Genomic DNA, 23,386 nt, shown 5'->3' on the forward strand with positions numbered 1-23,386 from the left:
ATCATTCGACGCATCGCCGATCTCCATAATTTAAAAGCGAACGTAATCTTTCTCACCCACGCATGACCACGGTTCAATCCAAACAACGATTCTAAGCGACACTTCTGGAGGGCAGGAGCTGTCTAGTGCCAAATCGTCGAGCGGTTGAAGACGCTGTCGTGCGTCACACCGCGCGGTGCTTACTGAATGCTATCGTCGACGCGGCAGGGCAATTGATAGCTAAACCGTTCTGCTTTTCTAACCGGCCCCCCTTTTCCAGTCGGATTCTCTTACCAATAACGATCTTGCGGATTATCCGTCCGTTTTTACCACGATTCAGAACTGCAGATCGCCTTCATTACTGAGCAAACGTTCCGATAGCCCTTCAGACGTCAGTTCGATCCGCACCTCCGGCGTCGGATCGGTCACTTCGATCGAAAGCTCCGACGACGCGAAATCGCTGTAGCGTTCCGGAACGAGACGTCGGATCGCTGCCCCACCTTGGACCATTTCGCTGGCCGTGATCGAGACCGGGTGGGTGCCCACGACACACCCCTCACCGTCGCGGGTTTGCAAAGTAAAACGTCCTTCGCGATCGATCGTCCCGTAGGCGACCGGCCCAGAAGCGGGAGCGACCATGATACTGCCCATCGGCAACGGTTCCCCGTCGATCGTCACGGTGCCAGTTACAGGAACCAACGGTATTCGCGCTTCGCAGCCAAGCAGGGCCGCAAGACACAGCCCAATCGCGATCGTGGCCGTCGTACGAGGAATGAGCGTCGGCCGCCAAGACGGCGGCCCATCCGGTTGAAAATGCGCATAGCGGTGCATGATAAAGATGCCTGTCCATAGATAGATGCGTGGCGGCACGGCGAGAGATCCACGCCGTGGCCGAAACAATGGAAGAAGAACGGACTCGGAAGAAGGCTACGGAAGTCGAACGACTTCGCCCCCTTCGCGCGTTGAGATTGCACGGTAGACCGTCATGTTGACCGTCTCCGAAATGAATGCGACGTGTCCATCGCAGAAGGTGAACATCGATCCGCCTGGGTGTCGGCTGCCCATGGCACCGTTGAGTGTCGATCCATAAATCGTCAACGTGATCGGTCCCGTCCCCGGGGGCGTGTTGATTGGGTTTTCGGTCGATCGCAACGAATCGAGATGCCGGCCCGCCAAGGTCCAACGGTTCACCGATTCCGGCTTATCCGCGGCCAACACTTCGCCAAACGCAAGCGTCTGAGCCGTACCATCGGTGATGTCCGACATGCTGTAGGTCGACAGGTAATTGAAGACGCCGGTGTTGCCATGCTTCAACGAAACTTGATCGGTTCCCGATCCAGGACCGCGCCGGCCATGAACGAACACATAATTTCCGGTTGCCGTGCCGTTGTAGATCGGGGCGGCGATTTCGCTGGGGCAGACGAAGACCGGCGGCCGCTGCTTCATCGCCGCATCGACCTGGGGCGTGCGCCAATCGGCGGGGCCTCCCGATGGCTCCAACCCACCCGCTTGGAAGCCGCCAAACTGATCGTAGAGAGTATTCAGTTCCATGAATGGCAGCAGCATCACCAATCCGCTGGTCCCCGGCTTATCCATCCATGTTTTCCCAGTACACGGCCCTCCGGTCCAACCATCGCAACTCATCCGCCCCGGCGGAAAGACTTGAAAGGTGTCGTGGTAATTGTGAAGCGCAATCCCCAACTGCTTCAGATTGTTGGAACACTCCATCCGCCGCGCCGCTTCCCGCGCTGCTTGGACCGCTGGCAGCAGCAGCCCTACCAAGATTCCGATGATCGCGATCACTACTAGCAATTCCACCAGCGTGAAGCCTTTACTTCGCCTGTTCATAACTGCGCTCCCTAAAGGATTCCGAATATGAGAATGCCTCTATGGTACCCAAGTCACCCCAAGGGGTCCATAAAGGCCTTCGGTGCGCAATACGCAAATTCTCGCAGCCCCTGCGATGCGTTGAAGACATCGTCAAAGCGGGTTCGATGTGCGTGATGCCTCCGGCGCGATCAGTTTCCGTCGCGTGCCAGGAAGTCGGGCCAGACGACCTCGTTCAGCTTTTCGTCAGCCAAATCGATCGTTTCGTTGACGTTCAGGTTCCCTTTGGTGATGTGCGCCCCGTTGAGCGCATAGAATCCGGGAAGCGATGTCACGATCGGCGGCAGCTTTTGAGAGTAGTCGATTGTGGGAAGGGCCATCACGTATTTGGCCCGGCTGATCTGAAACGCTTGCACCTGATCGCGGCTGAAATGGGGATACATCTTTTCTAGCGTCGCGAGAAACCGTTCTTGGATCACCGCGTCGGGTTCCTGCAGTCCCGGATCGCTATCGGGCAAATACTTCGGTAGATAGACCAACGCCCGCCCGCCAAGCTCCTCGCGGTCGACGATCGTCGACATCTCGATCACCGCCGTCAGCGGAACCCAATCATCGGTGATGTTGGTGACATAATAAGGACTGATCGATTCGGTCAGCAGCATCGAAGCGCAAACGACTCCGATGTACTCGACGCCCCGCAAACGATCGTGTTCGTCTTTCGTAAGCTCGGGGCAGTGCTGGCTGATGATTGGCGAAGGGATCGTGCTAATCACGTTGTCGAACGTTTCGATCCGGCCTTCGCCAAAATCGACGGTTAATCCGCCCGCCTCACACCGGGTGATCGATAGAACCCCATGGCTGCTCAACAAACGCACGCCATTGCCGCGCAACGTCTCGACAAACCTGTCGATGATCCGCGCGTAACCGCCCGGGACATACCCAAACATCTCGGTTTTGATCCCACTGCGACGTGCTTTGTACATCCGCGAGATGTAAGACCAGATGAACGCGGCGGACGCTTTCTGATAGGTCTCCCCCAACTTGGCCCGCAACAACGGCAGCCAGATCTTTTCAAAGGTCCCACGGCCGCTGAGTCGTTTCAGAAAATCGGCGACGTGAATCTGTTCCAGTCGCCGCCAGTTGCGCAGCTTGGACGTGTAGAAGATCGTGCCTCCGAGCCGCAGTTTTTCGATCAGCGTCAGCGGTGGGAAGTTCAGGAATTCCCAAGAATTCGACATCGAATACAGTCGGCCACCGCTGAAGAAACCGGTCCTGGTCGTCACCCAACGGATCTCGTGTTCCAGATCCAGTTCTTTCAACAGCCCGCGCAAATGCGAATCCGACAGCAGCGTCACATGATAGAACCGATCCCAGACGACATCGCCCAATGCCCATGCGGAGGTCAATCCGCCAAAGCTGGGGGCAGCCTCACAAACGCTGACCTCTTGGCCGCGCTGCGATAAGCGATGCGCCAGCGTCAACCCCGCCATCCCGCCACCAACGACAAGCCACTTCGATTTTCCAGGAGCGTTCAGGGACATCATGCCTCGATCCATACAGCCCGCGTGCGCCACGGATGGGGCCGGCGGACGGGCAATCCAATAGGGCTAAGGTTTCGCAAGCCGATCGGCCAGATACTTTGCGGGTTTTGCTCGCAATTCATCGCCATCGCCGGGAAAACCTAACGATGCGGTGAAGAAGACCACCGTCGCGTGTTCGCGTGGATTCAGATAGCCCGCTTCACGTAAATCGCCCCCCAACAATTTGATCGAAACGGCAACGGCAATGTCACGGACATGCACCGCGATCGGGTCGCGAGTATCGTCGGGCTGATCGGCACCGATCGGCATCCGCCGAGCATCGATCGTCAGCGGTTGCAATCTTGGCAGATCGCTGGGGTCACCATATTTGGCGACCACCAACAACGCTTGTTCCAACGATTCGCTGTATTTCGGGTCGACGGTCTCTTCGCCTGATAGATCGGTTCCGGTCGCGATAAAATCCGCGATCACTTCCCGCGCCAAATCGACCGCTTCGGGGATTCGGTGTTGCAGGGCAAAATACATCGCCTGGGGCTGATACGAAACGCTTGCCCGGCGCATCCAAAAACCAACCAGCTTCTGATAGACCGGAGCCAACATCGCATCCTTTAATGTCTGGCTGGTGACCTGGCTGTTCATGATCCGCACCAACACGCGTTCCACCCCCGGTGGGATCGGCGCCGATCGATCGCCACAGGTCAACAGAAGCGCCACCGCATCGCCGCGTTCGGGGGGCAGAAACTCCAGCATCATCCGACGGACGACCAAGTCGGCTGCTTTGTTCGCCGCCACCATCCGCGGTCCCGGTCCTTTCTCCAGTTCAACCATCAGTTCGCGGTGGGATCGCGCCGCGTCGACGAACAGTTCTCGCGAGGCTTTGCTGTCGCCGATCAAACGGCGGGCGTAGTCCCAGCCGTCCATCTCATCGCTGCCCCCGGACAGGAACGCGGTGACAGCCGATTCAAAATCGTTGTTGCTCAATCGCGACATCAGGATCCGAATTCGCAACTGGACCTCGGGGTCGGGCGTGTCCGCCGCGGCGGCCAACATGGGAATCACGGGTTCGCCAATTTCGATTAACGCTGCCCCGGCCTCTTCACGGGTCGCAAACTTCGACGAGGACAAGTCGGCGATCAGTTCGTCGATCCGTTGCCGGTCGGCCGCGGTCAGGACAACCGGCGGCTTGGCAGTGGGTTGGGTCTCGTTGCCGATTGCATCGTCGGAAGCTTCCGCTGGCGTGGCGGCCGGATTCACCGCGGGCTGAGCGGTGGCGACCGCCGCTGGCAAACAACACAGCACCAGCAACCATCGATGCAGTGAAAGCGAATGGAAGATTTCGCGAGTATTCAATGAAGCAGGCCTCAATCGGGGGTGCTTTAAATTCGACGGTTTCGAAGGATCCGATGCACGAACGCTTGGATCCGATGGTGGCCGCGATCACGTCGCCGGTCGCGAGCCACTTCCCAAACTTACGCATTGGACCAACAAAAATCAAAATCCGGACACAGGGGACGCCCCTTTTGACCGTTCCCCCATGGAGGCCTGGGGTTGGCCAGTGGCAAGCTGCGTCAACTTTACCAGTTAATCTTAGCACGGGAAGCGTCAGCCGCAGAGATTCGGTAAAGCCGCGACGCGAAGGGTTGCCGTCGACCGGGGACGTGGCTAGATTGAGAGGGTACAGGGATTTGCGGCCGCTTGCAGCCTTCACTGCTAAACAGCCACTCGAATGCTTGGTAAATCGTTCACGGTTTGCCCCCGATAGCCGTCGAGTTTCGCACAGCCGCATCCCCCTGCATGGGACGAGCGGCTTTTTTCGTAGACTGATTTTGAGATGCACCGACTGCGGCTTGCCGCTCGCCAGCGGTTCAAAACACGCGTTACGGAAAGCGATACCTCAGCATGGCTACCGACACAGTGGAACAAAACAGCGCAAAGCAGGAACAGTCGAAACATCAGGGCATGAGCACCAAGAGTGTTCACGCAGGCGAAGACCGGCAAAAACCGGGGGACGCGATTGCCGATCCGATCTTCTGTTCATCGACCTTCACATTCCGAACCACCGACGACGTGATCGATTACTGTGAAGGCCGCAGCGACCGCGAGGAATACGGTCGTTACGGAAACCCCAATGAACGCAGTGTCGAACGCAAGTTGGCGGCGCTCGATTGTGGCGAAGCGGCAATCGTCTACGGCAGCGGGATGGCGGCGATCGTCGGCCTGTTGATGGCAAAATTGAACGCCGGCGACGAGATCGTCTTCTTCGATCAATGTTACCACCGCAGCCGCGAATTCTGCAGCAAGCATCTGGCCCGTTTTGGCGTCGTCACACGGCAAGTGCCGACGGGCGATTACGACGCGATGGAAGCGGCGATCAACGAAAACACGCGGATGCTGGTCAGCGAATCGCCGACCAACCCTCACTTGACCTGCATCGATCTGGAACAATTCGTGGCGTTGGGCAAGGCGCACGAAGTGGAAACGCTGATCGACGCGACACTGGCCACTCCGTACAACATCCAACCGCTGGAATATGGCGTCGATTACGTCCTCCATTCGGCGACCAAATATTTGGGTGGGCACAACGACCTGTTGGCGGGCGTGATCGTGGGCGGTGCCGAAGCGTTGGAACCGGTTCGCAATTTGCGAGGCATCATGGGTGCGGTGAACTCTCCGCACAACATGTATCTGTTGGAACGTGGACTGAAGACCTTCGAACTTCGCATGCAACGGCACAACGCCAACGGTCAAGCGATCGCGGAATTCCTGGAATCGCATCCGCGCGTCGAACGCGTTTATTACCCCGGTCTGAAGTCGCATCCGACTCACGAGATCGCAGCCCAGACGATGCGTGGCTTCGGTGGCTTGGTGACCTTTACGATCAAGGGCGCCGACATGCGTCAAACGGCCAACATCGTCGATGCGGCACGAATTCCGCGGATCGCACCGAGTCTGGGTGGAGTCGAATCGCTGATCGAACAACCGTTGGTCATGAGTTATTACAAGTGCACGCCAGAGCAGCGGGCATCGTATGGCATCGCCGACAACATGATCCGCATGTCGTGCGGGATCGAAAACACCGAGGATTTGATCGCGGATCTGGAACAAGCGCTCCAAGCGTAGCCACAGCGGCCGATCGAAGTCCAGCAACCAAAGGCCAGGCTGCCCCGCCTGGCCTTTTCCATTTCCATCGAAGTCATTCCGACTCCCGACGCGGGGGCAAAGATGCTACAACGATAGGGAAACGAATTCACAACGAGGCAGTTACCTGCATGCCCGGAGCAAACTGATGGCGAGCGTAAAGACCCCGCAAGACGTGTTGTCGATGTGTCGACAACACGATGTCAAAGCGGTCGACTTTCGATTTACCGACTTTCTGGGCGTATGGCATCATAAGACGGTTCCCGTTTCCGAACTCAACGAAGATCTATTCGAAGATGGCACGGGCTTTGATGGATCGAGCCTACACGGCTGGCAATCGGTCCATGAGAGCGACATGCTTTTGGTACCACAGCCAGAAACCGCGTTCCTGGATCCGTTTAATGATTTGCAGACCTTGAATCTGATCTGCAATGTGCAAGATCCGATCACGGCCGACGCGTACCCTCGCGATCCGCGATACATTGCCCGCAAAGCGGCCGGCTACCTCACATCGACCGGAATCGCCGACACCGCGTACATTGGTGCCGAAGCGGAATTTTTTGTCCTCGACGACGTGCGGTTTGACCTGACGCCACAAGGATCGTTTTACAGCATCGACAGCATCGAAGCCCCCTGGAATCGCGGGCGTCAGGAATCGCCCAACCTGGGACACAAGATGCGTTCGCAAGCGGGCTATTTCCCCTGCCCGCCAGCGGATCAATTGTTCGACCTTCGCAACGAAATCATGCAGACATTGATCGAGATCGGATTGAATGTCGAGTGCCATCACCATGAAGTGGGCGCGGCCGGTCAATGCGAAATCGATCTGCGGTTCGATCAATTGATCCGCACCGCCGACATGATGATGATGTACAAATACGTTGTGAAAAACGTGGCTCGGCGGCACGGAAAAACGGCCACCTTCATGCCCAAACCGATCGCTGGCGAATTCGGCTCGGGGATGCACACCCACCTGTCGCTTTGGAAGGACGGAGATCCGTTGTTCGCCGGTTCGGGCTATGCTGGCCTCAGCGATCTCGCGGTCCATGCGATTGGCGGCATCCTGCACCACGCCCCCGCGTTGCTCGCCTTTACCAATCCGACGACCAACAGTTATCGGCGTTTGCTTCCCGGATACGAGGCTCCCGTCCACTTGGCTTACGGGCGCCGCAACCGATCGGTCGCCTGCCGGGTGCCGATGTACAGCCCCAACCCCAAGGCGAAGCGGCTCGAATTCCGCTGTCCCGACCCCAGCAGCAATCCTTACCTCGCGTTCTCCGCGATCGTCATGGCAATGATCGACGGTATCTCCAATCGGATCAGCCCCGGCGAACCGATGGACAAAGATCTGTTCAAGGTCCCCGCCGACGAATTGGCCGGGCTGCGTACGACGCCGGCTTCGTTGGACGAAGCCTTGCGAGCGCTCGAAGAGGACAATGATTTCTTACGCGTCGGAGACGTCTTTAGCGAAGATGTGATCAGTAGTTGGATTCGGACGAAGCGTGAGTTGGAGATCCTTCCGACACGCTCGCAACCCACGCCGCTGGAATACTGCCTGTACTTCGACGTCTAAGTGTTCACACGTCTGTGATGCATGGCGATGCGGTTCCACAAAGGTTGCGGCGATCATTCGCTTAGAGCAACCATTGTGCAAAGGCTTCCTCCAACGGATCGCTCTGGGTCGAAGCCTTTTGCGTAGACTCCGAGTCCGTGGGAGGTGGCGTCCGATCGATCCGCTGCCTCGAAGCGGGACTGCCAAAGTCGCTGATGCGCTCGACCGAGGATTCCTGCAGACGTGATTCGGTTTCGAGCGTTGCATCTTCGACAATCGCAGAAACGGATACTTGAATCGGCGGCACGTCCTGCGGAAATTCACCGGAACCTGCGGTTCGCCTGGCGACATAGTTGATCACGCGAAGCGCGTCGATCGGGGTCAATAGCGTGTCGCGGTTGGTATCGTAAAACCGCCCCGGAAAATCGGGCCCCAGGTCAACCGCCGAAACCAGCCCCGACAAACCGACCATCAGGTCTTTGCGGTGCAATTGATTCAGAATTTGCAAGACGTCAATCGCCGTGACCTCGCCACTGTTGTTGACGTCTAAGTGTTGCAAAGGATTGGTCCAGTCGCCGTATCCGGTAATCCGCAGCGTGACGCCATCGAGGGTTAACACGTGGAAGAATTCTTCGCCTTCGGATTCGAAACGCGTCACCTTCCAATCCCCTAGGAACGAGGGCGCATCCTTCGGGTCCAATCGCAGGGTCAATCGGTTTTCCGACGCCGTCACCTCAGCTATCGCTGCGGCATCCAAAACAATCGCGTCGGAACCTTCGCCAATCATGCTGATGGATTCGACATCTGAAAACCATTGCGATTGTGTTCGCAGATCGATCGATTGGTTGTCATCGGGCCAAACAATCGCATCATTGCCATCCCCCGCATTGAAGCCAACGTTCAAGGTGGCCGATCCCAGATCGCCATAGCTCAGCGTGTCGTCTCCACGCGTCGCATCGACCCGCACTCCCAACAGCAGACTGTGGTCCGCCGAGAATAGAACGCGTTCGTTCTGCGTGACGACGATCAAGTCTTCGTCGCGATGAATCGACGTCTCTCCCGTTTCCGTCTGGATCCCCACCTGAGCCCCCGCGTCGCCATCGACCAACATAACTTGGTAATCTTCGACCTCTCCATCATCCGCCGCTCCGAAACTGGCCAATCCCCCAGCGGAACTGAATCGAAAACGGCCGAAGGTCCGACCAGGATCCGCACCTGCAGGGATGCTGATCGGAACGATGTTGTCCCCCGCCTGCAGCGTGAGCGACACTGCGATTTGTTCTGCCGGATCGGTCCAATCGTCATCGTGGTTGAAGTCGATCCACGCATCCAACTTGCCCGCGCCCGACGCGTTCACGCGGAGACTGGAGGTCGATCCAAAGCTTTCCGAAACGACGATGTCCGTCAGAAAGACAACTCCGTCATCCGCATCGTCGGCGTCTGCATCGTTGCTAGGCCGACCATCGCGTTCCAAGGTGGGTGCGGAGCCTAAGAAGAGGTCGCTGCCAGTATGCCGTGCCCCGTTGCTTTGGAGCGTTGTGGGATAGTCGGCGGGCGCGTCGCCGAAATCGATTTCGGGAGGCGGAAGTTCATCATCGAAATTGGTGAGCACCACCTCGTTGCCCCTCCCACCATAGGCCTCGTCGTTGGAAACGCTTGGCCCCAATTGAACCGTGACCGTGGTGTCGCCATCCAAGACAGTATCGTCGACGCCGCTAACCGTCACCGTCTGCGGGGTCAACGCGTTTGCCGGCGTAAAGGTGATCGACGACTCGCTGACCGACGCTTCGGATGGATCGGACGAAGTGATGGGGATGACGACGTTCGCAAACGGGATCGTGCTGAGCACAATCGAGATCTCAAACGAGCCTCCCGATTCGCTGGTGGTCGGACTCGCCGGCGCGGCCACCAGGACCTCTGCGGTATCGTCGTCCAAATTGGTGACTGCGATATCGGGGACGTCGATACTCTGATACTTAGAATCGTCGGTAGACGGTACCGTGACGATCGTCAACAAAACGTCGCCGTCATCGAAATCGTCGTTCAGACCGGTGACGGTTACCGAAATCGGTTCCGTTCCGTTAGCGGGAGTAAACACGATCGACGAATTGGAGAGGCTCGCTTCGGACGAATCGCTGACCGACAAGTTTAAAGTGACCGGACTAACCGGAACGGTGTCCAGGGCAACGCGAAACGTCGCGGTCTGGGTGCCCGATTCGTTGACGACCAAATTCTCCGTACCAACAAGAGAAATGCCCGCAACGTCAACATCGCGGTTGATTCCGGTGACGTCGGCGGCGGCTAACCCGCTGTAGCCAGCATCGCTGCTGATCGCCGCGTGGGTGATAATCGTAAACGCCGCGTCGTCATCGTCGACCCGATCGGGGCGTCCCGTGACGGTGACGGTTTGCGGCGTGTTCCAATTGGCGGTGTTAAAGGTCAATGAATTCGCCGAGAGCGTGGCTTCATTGGGATCGGATGAAACCAAGGGAATCGTCACGGTTGCCGTGGGTTGAGAATCCAACACGACGGTAAAGGTGTCGGTGCCACCGTCTTCGGTCGTCGTGAGCCCCGATGTCTTGGAGAGCCGGATTCCCGTTCCGTCGTCATCGAGGTTCCGCACCACGACATCGTCGGGATCGATGCCGTGGTAAAACGGATCGTTGCTGACAATCGGCGCCGTAATGATCGAATACTCGGCGTCCCCGTCGTCGATCAAATCGTTGACGCCCGATACCGTAATCGTTCGTGGCGTGGTGGCGTTAGCGGGAGTCAGCGTGATCTGCTGTGGCGAAACGGTCCCTTCGCTGGTGTCCGAACTGGAGAGGGCGATCACGACGTCGGCCAACGGCAGCGCCCCCAACGCAATCGTGAAGGTTTGCGATGAGCCATCTTCACGCGTCTGCAGTCCGGCTACCGGAGTGACGATGACGCTGGGATGATCGACGATCGTACCAAAGGCCATTCCGAATCGATCGTCCCCTGCCACATTGGGATCATCGTCGAGATCGATCAACACCTGTTCGGCGGTCAATGCCGTGTCGATACCATAAGCCGACAACTCACTCCGTTCGTCGTCGGCGCGATCGAGGGTGAAGTTGACGTTGTTAGAAACCGCAATGGCTTCCAATTCGATACTAAAGACCTCGACATTGGAGATGGGAGACAGAAACGCACCATATTCGGGTGAATCCGCTCCAAACACCGACTCGGCTACGGCGCGAAGGCCGGTCGATTCCAATGGCCCCGTTCCCCCCAATTCATTAAAAACTTCCGATCCGTCACCACCACTGGGATCGAAGGTGCCCGAGCGGACGTTCCCGTAAACCACCTTGTCATTCAAGCTGGCGCTGCGGGCGTCGAGGTTGTAATAGAACGCTTCGGGATTGATTGTCTCGGTGGTTTGGTCGGTGAAAACCGGAATCTCCAACACCTCACCAATTGGCGCTGCCCCGCCTCCGGAAATAACAAGCCCCGACGTATCGACATGGATGTTCGGCGCATCGGCAAACTCAAATTCGTCCGCAACAAATCGGATGATGTAATCGAACGGATCCCCCGACCCGACATCCCCATCGGCGTTCCGGGGACTCCGAAGCGCTTCGAACACGGTTACCGTACCGGCGCCAAAATTCAGACCGTCGGGCCCTTCAATCGCCTCCCGAATGGCAAGTACCGGATTGACCGCCAGACTCGATGCACCAACCAAAGGGATTGTTGCCGTTCGGCCATTGGAAGAGAGCTGCAAACTGCCACCGATGGCATCGTTTAAGGTCTCGTCGATCGTAAGAATCTGGGTCTCGCTGAGCACCGGCCGGTAGGCATGGGCGTTGTCGGCCAAGATATCGGCATAGACGGTAAACGCCCCCATGTGGTTGAAGAAAATCGGTCGCTTGTCGTCGTAAAGCAGCTCCAGGTCGAATCGATCCCCCACCTCAACGGCGAATTGCCGCGCGTCGTTCAAAATCGATTGACCTTCCTGTGTCACGTCCAGTTTCAGTTCGATCACCGCGTCGGCATTCAGCAGGCACCGTTCTTCTAGCGGTTCAATCGAGTGCCGACGTCCTATTTTACCTACCGCCTTCCTTCGCTTTGCGCCAGAATCCATCTGAAACATCATTGCTTCGCCGCCTTATTGGACATCCACCAACAAACATCCTTCGCTGAACAAAGGCTCAAAATGCTGTTGTCGAGAAACTTGCCTGTGTGATTCCCAGTTCCGATTCACAGCCCGCCACGGGAACACCCGATCAGGAGGGCATGAACCGACCGGATAGGTTGCCCTATCTGTTAAAGTCAAACAATTCCCTACAACTGTTTGTACCCATTTTTTTTGGAACTTAATCTCAAGACGCAGCAGCGCAACCGAAAACCTTCGGTTCCAACGCGGATGCGTCGAACGTCCTGTCGCGTGGTTTTAAGGCGGCTTCGAACTGGCAAAGCGTTCCCCAGCTGGGTGCCCAAAATCTCGTCCCCTACCGCGGCCATTCACAAAGCGGTGAGGCCCTAGAAAAAAATCTTTCCCCAGGCCGCCAGAGCGTTTGTGGTTTCAGATCTGCTGCACACGCGTATAATGGAGATGCCGCGTTACGCGAGTTAATCGCGCACTACGGCTACCGTCTGCATGGTTCCACCCCATCGCACCCTCCCCCTCCTGGAATCCGATGTTTCCTGCACGCCCCGCCATCGCAATCCTGATTACCTGTTGGGCAGGCCACTGCCTTCGGGCCGAATTACCTCCGACCATCGACACGTTTCTGTCGGCTAACTGCCTCGATTGCCATAATGCCGACACGACCGAAGGCGGACTGAACCTGCAGTCGTTGCCTGCGGCCGTCGATCGCAGCGACGTGGCGAGTCGCTGGGAACGCATCCTTAGCCGAGTGGAAGCGGGCGAGATGCCTCCGCCCGAGGATGCCGAAGTCGAAGCGGCGGAAGCTTCTGCGTTTACGAAATCCTTGGGCGATTGGATTCGCCACGAGCAACGGCTGCAATCAAAACAGACCGGTCGCGTCGCAGCCCGCCAGCTGACGAACCTGCAATTGGAACGATCGCTGCACGATCTGTTGGGAATCGACCTGCCGCTAACGATGGCAATGGCCGACGAACAGCGCAGCGGAGGTTTCACGAACATTGCCGAAACGCAATCGATCTCGCACTTTCAATTGGAACAGCACCTGCGGATTGTCGACCTCGCGTTGGACGAAGCCTTTCGTCGCGCGTTGACGCCGCCGGACGAATGGTCCAAACGCATGCCGGCCAAGGAGATCGTTCGAACCAACCCGAAGCGACGGACCCGCGAACCGGAATTGATCGATGGGCAAGCGGTCACCTGGAGCTCTCGATTGATCTATTACGGTCGACTGCCGGCGACGACTGCGAAACAGGACGGTTGGTATCGGTTCACGCTGCAGGCATCAGCGCTCAAGACACCCGAAGATCGCACCGGCGTGTGGTGCACGATCCGCAGCGGGCCGGCGGTCAGCAGTGCCCCGTTATTGGCTTGGGTCGGCGCTTTCGAAGCGACCGACAAACCGAAACAAATCACCGTCGAAGCCTGGCTGAACCGAGGCGAAATGCTGGAGATTCGCCCCGGGGATCTCACCTTGAAAGGAGCCAACTTTGCCGGTGGGCAAGTGGGGACTGGCGAAGGCGGACCGCAGAATGTGCCGGGCGTGGCGATCGATTGGATCGAAATGGAACGGTTTCACCCGCATGCCGACGATGACGAGGTTCGAAAACTGCTGTTTAACGAACATCCCGTCAAATCCCACCGCGATCCCGCCAAAGCGGAAGTGACGCTGGACAACCCGAAAGAAGATATCGGTCGCCTGTTGGCCTATTTCGCGCGACGTGCTTTCCGTCGCCCCGTCCCCTGGAGCGACGTGGTGCGTTACGTCGATTTGGCGATCGAAAAATTGGACGAATCGGGCGATCCAATCGTCGCCTTACGAACCGGCTATCGGGCGCTGCTGTGCTCGCCGCGGTTCCTGTATTTCGAGGAACAACCAGGCCCGTTGGACGATCACGCGATCGCCGCGCGACTCAGCTACATGTTGCAATCGACGACCCCCGACGAAACCCTGATGAAGCTGGCTGCGGCGGGGAAACTGAGGAACCGGCAGGTCCTTTTGCAACAGATCGATCGCCTCTTGGAGGGCCCCGCCGGACAACAATTCGTGCGCGACTTTGCCGATCAATGGCTCGACCTGCATCTGATCGATTTCACCGAACCGGACCGCCGCCTGTATCCTGGATTTGACGTCATCGTGCAGCAATCGATGCTCGATGAAACGCATCGCTTCCTGGAAGAGATGTTGCGGGAGGATCTGCCGGTTGGCAACCTGATCGATTCGGAGTTCACGTTTCTGAACAGCCGACTGGCCCACTATTATAAGATCGACGGTGCCACCAGCGATAACTTGGAGAAGGTCGCGCTGCAACCGAAGGACCGTCGCGGCGGGCTGCTAACGCATGGATCGATCATGAAAGTGACGGCCAATGGAACGGCCACCTCCCCCGTGATTCGTGGCGTTTGGATCTCAGAGCGTCTGTTGGGGCAAGAGATTCCGCCACCACCGGAAAGCATTCCGGCGATCGAACCGGACGTGCGGGGGGCGAAGTCAATTCGAGACCTGTTGGCCAAACATACCTCGGACGCCTCGTGCGCTTCGTGTCATCGCGACATCGACCCACCAGGTTTTGCGTTGGAAAACTTTGACCCGTCGGGTCGCTGGCGGACCAGTTACGGGAAGCCGCGGGGCAAAAAGAAGTTGCCGCCGATCGACGCCAGCTTTACGATGCCCAACGGAAAGAAGTTCCAGGATCTACAAAGCTTCCAGGATCTGGTGCTTGAAGATCCGGAACGTTTGGCGGCAAACGTGGTTGATAAACTGGTCGCTTACGGAACCGGTGGTGAACCGCGTTTTGCCGATCGCGAGGCGGTTGAACAAATTGTCCAACAAACCGCCAGCAGCCAATATGGCTTCCGTTCGCTGATCGAAGCAACCATTACCAGCTCCCTGTTTTTAAGCAAATAACCGCTCACTGACCCCAAGGCCGATAACGATGTTTCGTTCGATTGAATTTAATTTTCGCAAACGCCTCCCGCGTCGAACGATGTTGCGTGGCACCGGCGTCTCCTTGGCGATCCCGCACCTGTCGGCGATGCACGCCGCCTTTGCCGATCCCAAGACAAACCAAGGTCCTCCGAAACGATTCGTCGCGATGACGCTGGGACTTGGCCTGCATGGCCCCAATCTCAATCCCAGCGAAGCGGGGAAGGACTTCAAACCGAGTCGCTACCTGCAAGCGATCGATGACCTTCGTTCATCCTACACCGTGATTTCGGGCAGCTCGCATCCCGGAGTCGGCGGCGGGCACAAAGCCGAAGCGAGCATCTTGACGGCGCGGAATGTGGGAGCCAGCGGTGGCGGGCGGAACACGATCTCGTTGGACCAGTACCTGGCAAAACACCTCGGGGGCGAAACGCGGTTCCCCTCATTGGTGCTCAGCAGCAGCGGCAGCAACAGCCCGTCCTACACCGAAAACGGGGCGATGATCCCGGCTCAGGATCGCCCTTCGCGACTGTTCGATCAATTGTTCGTCGACGATTCACCGGCAGCTCGAGACCAACAAGCCCAACGCGTCCGCGAGGGCCGCAGCATCATGGACCTGGTTTCCAGCGATGCCAAACGACTTTCCAAATCGGTAGGTTCCGCCGACCGTGACCGCCTGGACGCTTATTACACAAGCGTTCGCGATCTCGAACTTCGGATGGCGGCGTCCGAAGAATGGGCGCTAAAGCCGAAACCGAAGGTCGATGCGAAACGCCCGGTCGACATCGGCAACGGGAACGATTTCGTCGGTCGGCAACGCCTGATGAGCGACATGATCCGATTGGCCCTGGAAACCGATTCGACCCGCTACATCGTCTACCACTTGGGTGGCAGCGGTGGCGTGGTTCCGTTGCCAGGCGTCGAAGAGGGATACCACTCGCTCAGCCACCACGGACGGGACGAAGAGAAGCTGGAGCAATTGGCCGTGGTGGAAACAGCGATCATCGCCGCCTGGGGCGACTTTTTGCGTTCGCTGGGCCAAACCGATGAACAGGGGCATTCGCTGCTGGACCAAACGTCGGTATTGCTAACCAGCAACCTGGGGAACGCATCGAACCACAGCAATCAGAACATGCCTGTCCTGTTGGCTGGCGGAGGCTTCCGTCACGGACAACACTTGGCCTTCGATGATAAAAACAACTACCCGTTGCCCAATCTTTATGTCAGCCTGTTGCAAGACCAAGGGCTGCCGGTCGATCAATTCGCCAGCGGCACCACGACGATGCGAGGCCTGGAATTCAAGAATACCTAAACTGCCCTCCTTCCTCGACAAGGCCTCCGTTGCGTAAACAATGGGGTCCAATTCCAGTTGCTCGGTTGACATTTCCCGAGCGAAACCCTAGATTCCGAAAGCTCTTTAGAAGCCCACTTGATGGATTGGTTTCCAATCCCTTCGGTTGATGCAACTCCCCGTGGCGAAGGGCCCCGCCACACGCCCCATATGAGCCTCCAAGGCATGACTGTTGAAATTGAAGCCATCGCACGCGAAACCGGGTGCGATGCCGCAAGTTTGAAGATTGCTCTCCCTCTCATTCGCCAAGGCTATTTGCCGCCATTCCTGGCTCGCTATCGCCGGGATGAATTGAGCGGAATTTCCGAATCAGCGCTGTGGTTATTGCACGGTGCGGTTTCGCGCGAACAATCGATCGAGGATCGCCGCAGCGAATTGCTGCAATTGGCGGAGCGTTCAACCTGCGTCGATACTGCGTTGGACAAAGCGATCCGGATGGCCAATTCAGGCCGTCACTTCGATCGTTTGACCCGCCTGATTCGCAATCGCAACAGCGTCTTGGACGATGCCTCACGTCTGGCGATCCGTTTGCTGAATCCACAGGAAAACGATTCGGCCGACCTGCAAGCGATCGCCACCGAAGTCCTTGGTAGCGAAGACAACAAAGCCACCGCTGCCGTTGGACGCTTGGACGAAGCGCTGCATCGCGAACTGCCCAACAATCAAGAATTGATTGGCGTCGCCACCAGCTGGTTGTTGCGCAACGCCAAGATCAAGATCGGCAAAGTCTTCGATCCTCACGGCGAATCGGATGATCCAACGCCTGATTCGGGCGATGCAAAACCGAGCCAACCGGGAACCGCCGGCGCCGAACCGACCGCCACCGAGCCAGCGGCCGAAACGACCGCACCGAGTGAACCGGTTGCCGAAGCCGCCCCCAGCGAAGCACCGGCTCCCACAGACGTCGACGCCGTAACCGCCGAAGCGTCCGATCAAGCTGCCGCGCCAGCGACCGAACCGGTGATCGACGCCGCGGCTGAAACCGCGAAAGCGGAAGTCGCCGAGAACGCTGCGGAAACGGAAGCCGCGGACGATTCGTCCACCGAATCTCCTGAAGCAAGCGAAACGCCGGCCGAGACGACCGACGAGACGCCCGCGTTGGAAACCTGGTCGAAGGACGCTCCGCCCAAGAAAAAGAAGGGCTCCAAGGGCGAATCGAAGGTCAAGCAACAAGAAGCTGCCAAACGGACCAAGAAAAAGGTCTCTCCACGTCAACGCCGCCGTCGTTGGCTGGTGGGAGTCTTGGAGGGCTTGGCGAATAAAAAGTTTGCCCCCAACAAATTGTCGGCCTTCCAAATCCTGATGCTCGCTCGCGGTTTGCGTTCGAGCGTTGTCGAAGCGTCGTTCGATTACAATCGTGGCGAACTGATGCAACAACTGCAGAAAGCCGCTGCCCGGTTGAACCCACACATCTCGGATCGCTTGTCCGCGGCAGTGACCGATGTCGAAGCGGCATTGTGTGCTGCCGCCGAAGAAGCCTTCTGGGATCGCCAGCTCGATTACGCCGCAGAACGTTTGGTCGATGTGATCGCCGACAGCTTCCGCGAACTGGTTCTCCGCGAACCCACCTCCGCCCGAGGCTTGATCGCGATCGACGCGGTCGGTCCACGAACGGCCGCCCTGGCGGTGTTGGATGGTAACGGCAAACTGCTGCACACCGAAGACGTACCCTGCCAGCTGTCGAAGACCATGCGGGAACAGATGGTGACCAAGCTGGGCGAGCTGTGCCATCAATTCCATGTCGACAAGATCGTAATCAGCAACGGCCCCGCGCGGCGCAACTGCTTGATCGCGTTGACTGAACTGCTGAAGCAAACCCAAACGGGCAGCTTGCACTGGACGCTCGCCGACCGCTCGGGAGCCGACCTGTTCGCTTCGGCTGACGCCATCGACCCGGTGATCCGACAAACGCCGCGACGCTTCCGCGCCGCCGCATGGATCGGAATGCAGTTGTTGGATCCGATTTCGGCCTACACCAAAATCGACTACCCACGCCTGCGTTTGGCTTCGTACCAACGCGAACTCGACGAAAACTCGCTGGCCAAGTCGCTGTTGAACGTGATGACCAGCGGAATCGCAGCCAAGGGAGCCGACCTGAATGGCGACGACATCGGCTGGCTGACTCAATTGCCTGGCGTCACGCGTGACTTTGCCAAGTCCATCGACAGCCGCCGTCGTGAAGAGCTGTTCACATCGCGCGACCAATTGACCGAACTGGGCGAACTGTCCGAAACCGACCGCCGCCAAATGGTTCCGTTCCTCCGCGTCTTTGGCGGATCGCAAGCACTCGACGCCACACTGATCCATCCCGACGACTACCCGTTGGCGGAGAAACTGTGCAAAGCGGTCGACATTCCGATGCCCGATTCGGCACCTCCTGGCTACGTTGCCCCGAACTACGAAGTTGTGGAAGTCGCTGAACCCGCGAGCGAAGAATCCGCCCCTGTCGTCGTTATCGGCGACGGCGCAACCACCGAAGAAGCTGCCGATTTCGCGTTGCCCGAATCGACAACCGAAGGGGAAGCCGCAACCGACGGTGAATCGACACCTGCATCGGAAGAAGCTGCGGCCGAACCAGCCGCTGAATCGGCGGAGACGGTGACCGACGAACAACCAGCGGCCGAAGCGACCCCGGAACCCGAAGCGGTTGCCGAGGAAAGCCCCGCCGAACCGGCGGAAGCCAGCGAAGAAGCTGCCTCCGGCGAGAGCGAAGCGACCGACGAAGCAAGCCCTGCGGAAATCGAAGGCTTCAGCGAACCCAAAGCCGCCGCGACACCGACGGCACCCGCTCCCGAAGCGTTGCCGATGCCCAAGCATCCACTGCCCGAACGTTCGGCAGTCGACAAGGTGATCAAGGAATGGCAGGTGGGTCGTCACCGCGTCAACCAAATCGTGCACTGGTTGTGCGAACCCTTCTCGGTACCCAAGGTCGACCTGGCACCGGTCGCTTTGATGCCGCTGATTCCAAAATTGGACAACCTCAAACCGGGCGACTTGGTTTCGGGCGTTGTCGTTGGCGTCGCGAAATTTGGCGTCTTCGTAGAACTTGGCCCCGATTGCAGCGGACTGATCCATGTCAGCCGCATGTCGAAAGGCTTTGTCGAAGACCCTCATGAAGTCGTTCAAGTGGGCGATGTCATCAACGCCTACGTGACAGCGATCGAATCGGGACGCCGACGCGTTGCCCTTTCCGTGATGTCTCCCGCCGAAGAGCAAGCGGCATCGGAAGCCCGTGCCCGACGCGATGGTGAACGCGGACAACACGATCGCGGTGGCCGAGGCCAGCAACGCGGTGGTGATGCACGGCCAGCGGGCAACCGTGGCGGACAAGATCGATCGGCCGGGAACGGACCTTCGCAAGGCAACCGTGGTGGCCAAGGTGGTCGCGGCGGCCAGGGCGAACGATCCAATCAAGCCGGACGAGGCGGACCACGTCGCGACGGCGGAGGCCGAGGCGGACGTGATGGCGGTGGCCGCGGAGGGCGTGACGATCGCGGACGCGGTCGTGGCGGTCGCGACCCGCAACCACGCACCTTCACCGTCACGAGCTCCAAAGAGCCCGAGAAGAAAATCTCCGATTCGATGAAGGCGGGGGAAGAACCGCTGCGATCGTTTGGTGCGTTGATGCAGTTCTATCAAGAAAAGACGGAACCTGTAAAACCTGAGGTTACGGCTAAGCCGGCTCCTGAGAAGGAAGCCAACGCACCGCAGCCTGAAGCAGCGACCCAAGAAAGCGAACCCGCCAAGCCGCAAGAGACTGCGGAAGCGCCTAGCGTTGAACTGCCACGTGCCGAAATCGCGAATCAAGATTCCGACGCGGACACCACGGCAAATGCCGATGCGAACAAGGGGAACGGATGAGTAGCGACGATTTCTCGAATCGTCTGGACGCCGCCATTCAACGCGGTAGGCAGCGCGGCTTGCAAGAACAAGCCGCTGCCAAGCAGGAAGCGATGAGCGAAGAGGAACTGCGTCGTCTGCACAGTTCCTACCGGCTGGCACTTTCGGATCGCATCGAAAAAGCGGTTGCGCAACTGGCCAGCCACTTTCCCGGCTTCCAAACCGAAACGCTTTTCGGCGAGAAGGGTTGGGGGGCCGCATGCGGTCGCGATGACCTGAGCATGGACCGGGGACGACGCACCAACCGCTTCAGCCGGCTGGAGATGACAATCCGCCCCCTGAACGAATACATGGTTCTGGAACTGAAGGGGAAGGGGACCGTTTCGAACAAAGAGGTCTTCAACCGCAGCCACTTCACGGAACTGGCCGAAGCGGATCTCAGCGAATTCGAACGCTTGATCGATGCCTGGGTGGTGGAATACGCCGAACGGTTCGCGACCCGCAACTAACGTCTCCGCCCAATGAAACTGGCAGCCCGGCGAAACGCTCGCGACTGTGCTTTGTAGCCGTCGCGATGCCCTTGCAAGACCAGGAGGAGACAGGGAACGAACTGCCGTTGCCTCATCCAGGCCTTCGCTTCATCGATTCTTATTCGTCATCGGCTGGCGGTTTGGGCTCCGCCTGCTGGACTTGCTTCTCCAGTTGCTTCATTCTTTCCATCAACTCCTGGACCTGTTTTCGCAGTCGCACCACTTCGCTGGCGTCATCGCTGTTCGGAGTGACCACGGGTGGAATCCCTTCCGACGTTGGATTCGAATCCGGAGTCGGGATCTTACGCGGCGCAGGCGTTTCAATCGGCTGGGGTGCCAAGACAGGTGGCGCCGCGGGCGTTGCGAACGACTCCATCGGTGCTGGGCGAGGAACTTGCCGCGGTGCACGCGGACCGAGGAAACTGTCGATCGAACGCCCCACATCCTGCAGGATCTCGCCCACATTGGCTCCCGGACGGATCACGATCCCCGGCTGCATCATGCGTTCCTCGACCGTCGACTCCGGCAACGGCTGCCTCGAACCGCCCAGCGTGATCGCTTTTCGGCGCAGAACACGATCTTGGTAGTACCCGATTTCAACCGAATCGCCGGCCCGAGCCGACCGCATGTATTCGGTCAGCTCGCGTGCGCCGTACATCACTTGGCCATCGATCGAAACGATCGTATCGCCAGGGCGGATGCCGATCGATTCCGCTGGCGAACTCGCAGCGACAGCGACCACGCGGGCACCACGCAGGGCTGGCGCACCGCTGAGATTCGGAGACGAGTCTTCGACAGTTACTCCCAAAGCGGCGCGTCCCTGTTCCATCGGGGGATTCCGCGTTTCGCTGGCTCCGCGATCGGGAACCGCATCGACCGCGGGTGGGGGCGCGTCGGACATTGTGCTGCGGAGTTCAAAAAACTGTCCCGACCGGGAGACTTCAATCGAGACAGGATCGCCCGCTTGCAATGCGCTGAGGGCCGAAGCGACATCTTCGATCGTCGTCGTTTGCTGGTCGTTCAGCTTCGTCAAGACATCCCCCTTCAGAAGCCCGGCTTGCGCCGCTGGCGAGAGCTCGCGAACGCTAAGCACGGTCAGACCGGTCCGATCGGCGCGTTCTTCGGCAACGATCCCCAAAGAAGGTCGATCTCGGGGAGCGACAGCATCGGCACCTGGATTCGGATCTTGCCCGGGCAACAAATAAGGTTCAGGCAACGCGGCCGATTTCGCTCGCGGCTTGGTTGCCGGCGGCACAGCCGCGGGTGTTTCGCCAATCACGACCGGGTCGGCAGGCGTCGGTGCGGGGAGCTGTTGACCGAAGGCGGGGCTGACGACCAAAACGGTCACCAACGGAAGCTCGCAGGTAACAAAAAACGCCGACTTTACGAAACGCCTGAACATCGGAGACCTCCCTCTGATCGATTTGAATTGGAACGACTACATTGTAGCGGAAAGGCGGGCATCCACCGCAAGCGATATCCTGCAGCCAGGGCGATGCAACTTTCGCGAATCGACGGATCGCTGACCTCACAATCAAACGCACAACGCCCCTGCCGTTGACGAATCACCTGACGGCCAATCGGAGAATAGACGATTGAACGACCTAACCATCCGGCCCCCTCGGCCCACTGAATCGAGCCAAATTGTCGCGTTGCTGACAACTGGCGAATCCGAGATGCGACGACACTTGATCACGTCGTCGGTTGCCGGCGCCCTGAAGAACCCCGATGCCAAAACAGTCTGCCTCGTTGTGGAGCAGCAAGACACGCTGCAAGCCGCGGCGATTGCATCGGCGTTGCCTGGGGGAACGGGAGTGATTGTCGGCCTGCGGGTTCGCGACGACGAATCCGGCAACTCGACATCACTCGACCGACAAGCGATCGCCCGCCGATTGTTCGAACGTCTACGCGAGTACCTGCAATCTCTGGACGTTTGCTTTGTTCAGGCGACCTGCGATATCAAGGAACCACCGACGGAACTCATCGCCGCGGGGATGCAACATCTTGCCGACCTGCAATACCTTTCGGCCGAAGCGGCAGCGATGACCGATACACCGTCGCCGCAGTTGACATTTATCGATGCGACTGCAATTTCCGAGAGCGAACTCGAAGAATTGACCCGCCAAACCTACATCGATACGCGAGACTGCCCCTCGATGAATCAATACCGCAGCGCCGCAGAAACGCTTGCCTCGTATCGCGCGATGCCGCAACACGATCCGTCGGCATGGCGAATCGCCCAACTCGACGGCGTCTCTATCGGCTGCGTCCTGACCCTGCCGTTTGTCGATTCGAGCGCGTTGGAACTGACCTACATGGGCATCGTACCCAGCGCCCGTGGACACCGATGGGGCGCATCGCTGGTTGCCGAAGCAGGCCGGATCGCAAGGCAACGTGCGCTTCAGACCGTCAACCTGGGCGTTGACCGAAACAACGATCCCGCCCAAAGCGTCTACGAAAGATTCGGCTTTACCGCATTCTTCGGCGAAGCGGTGTGGGGTCGCAGAATCGACCAAGATCTTCCACCGTCGGACACTCAGCCCGAGTCCTAATCAGCGACCGACGAAGCA

General features: G+C 58.6%; 13 protein-coding genes. 7 read left to right on the forward strand and 6 right to left on the reverse strand.

What is annotated here, in order from left to right:
- Nucleotides 1–315 precede the first annotated feature (315 nt).
- The 4 genes from Poly24_RS16500 to Poly24_RS16515 all read right to left on the reverse strand — a co-directional run bounded on the left by Poly24_RS16500 (nt 316) and on the right by Poly24_RS16515 (nt 4,697).
- Nucleotides 316–810, reverse strand: a complete 495-nt coding sequence (locus Poly24_RS16500; protein WP_197451963.1) for a hypothetical protein — start codon at nt 808–810, stop codon at nt 316–318.
- A gap of 96 nt (nt 811–906) precedes the next feature.
- The gene (locus Poly24_RS16505; protein ID WP_145097694.1) at nt 907–1,827 is read right to left on the reverse strand and encodes a DUF1559 domain-containing protein; all 921 of its coding nucleotides are present in this window, start codon (nt 1,825–1,827) and stop codon (nt 907–909) included.
- Between the two features lie 170 nt (nt 1,828–1,997).
- Entirely contained in the window at nt 1,998–3,350 is a 1,353-nt protein-coding gene (locus tag Poly24_RS16510; RefSeq protein WP_231753182.1) for an NAD(P)/FAD-dependent oxidoreductase, read from the reverse strand.
- Between the two features lie 63 nt (nt 3,351–3,413).
- Entirely contained in the window at nt 3,414–4,697 is a 1,284-nt protein-coding gene (locus tag Poly24_RS16515; protein ID WP_145097701.1) for a hypothetical protein, read from the reverse strand.
- A gap of 549 nt (nt 4,698–5,246) precedes the next feature.
- Here Poly24_RS16515 and Poly24_RS16520 point away from each other — a divergent pair.
- On the forward strand, nt 5,247–6,467 hold the full coding sequence (locus Poly24_RS16520) for a trans-sulfuration enzyme family protein (RefSeq protein WP_145097706.1): 1,221 nt from the start codon (nt 5,247–5,249) through the stop codon (nt 6,465–6,467).
- Between the two features lie 166 nt (nt 6,468–6,633).
- Nucleotides 6,634–8,058 (forward strand): type I glutamate--ammonia ligase, encoded by a 1,425-nt coding sequence (gene glnA, locus Poly24_RS16525; protein WP_145097709.1) that lies wholly within the window; start codon nt 6,634–6,636, stop codon nt 8,056–8,058.
- A 61-nt stretch (nt 8,059–8,119) separates the two neighbouring features.
- Here glnA and Poly24_RS16530 read toward each other — a convergent pair whose 3' ends face one another.
- Nucleotides 8,120–12,157, reverse strand: a complete 4,038-nt coding sequence (locus tag Poly24_RS16530; RefSeq protein WP_145097712.1) for a GEVED domain-containing protein — start codon at nt 12,155–12,157, stop codon at nt 8,120–8,122.
- A 544-nt stretch (nt 12,158–12,701) separates the two neighbouring features.
- Between Poly24_RS16530 and Poly24_RS16535 the strand changes: the two genes are divergently transcribed.
- The 4 genes from Poly24_RS16535 (at nt 12,702) to Poly24_RS16550 (ending at nt 20,795) form a co-directional block, all read left to right on the forward strand.
- Complete coding sequence (locus Poly24_RS16535) at nt 12,702–15,077, forward strand: DUF1592 domain-containing protein (RefSeq protein ID WP_145097715.1); 2,376 nt, start codon at nt 12,702–12,704, stop codon at nt 15,075–15,077.
- Between the two features lie 28 nt (nt 15,078–15,105).
- Nucleotides 15,106–16,407 carry a DUF1552 domain-containing protein gene (locus tag Poly24_RS16540; protein ID WP_145097719.1) on the forward strand — a complete coding sequence of 434 codons (1,302 nt, stop codon included), beginning with the start codon at nt 15,106–15,108 and terminating at the stop codon, nt 16,405–16,407.
- A 204-nt stretch (nt 16,408–16,611) separates the two neighbouring features.
- Complete coding sequence (locus Poly24_RS16545) at nt 16,612–20,307, forward strand: S1 RNA-binding domain-containing protein (RefSeq protein ID WP_197451964.1); 3,696 nt, start codon at nt 16,612–16,614, stop codon at nt 20,305–20,307.
- Nucleotides 20,304–20,795, forward strand: coding sequence for a hypothetical protein (locus Poly24_RS16550; protein ID WP_145097727.1), 492 nt, complete (start codon nt 20,304–20,306; stop codon nt 20,793–20,795). The genes Poly24_RS16545 and Poly24_RS16550 overlap by 4 nt, the downstream gene beginning before the upstream one ends.
- A gap of 139 nt (nt 20,796–20,934) precedes the next feature.
- Here Poly24_RS16550 and Poly24_RS16555 read toward each other — a convergent pair whose 3' ends face one another.
- Nucleotides 20,935–22,218 carry a PDZ domain-containing protein gene (locus tag Poly24_RS16555; RefSeq protein WP_145097731.1) on the reverse strand — a complete coding sequence of 428 codons (1,284 nt, stop codon included), beginning with the start codon at nt 22,216–22,218 and terminating at the stop codon, nt 20,935–20,937.
- 193 nt (nt 22,219–22,411) lie between these two features.
- Here Poly24_RS16555 and Poly24_RS16560 point away from each other — a divergent pair, with 193 nt between their 5' ends.
- On the forward strand, nt 22,412–23,368 hold the full coding sequence (locus Poly24_RS16560; RefSeq protein ID WP_145097734.1) for a GNAT family N-acetyltransferase: 957 nt from the start codon (nt 22,412–22,414) through the stop codon (nt 23,366–23,368).
- The last annotated feature ends 18 nt before the right edge of the window (nt 23,369–23,386 follow it).

The organism is Rosistilla carotiformis, assembly GCF_007753095.1.
Classification (GTDB): Bacteria; Planctomycetota; Planctomycetia; order Pirellulales; family Pirellulaceae; genus Rosistilla; species Rosistilla carotiformis.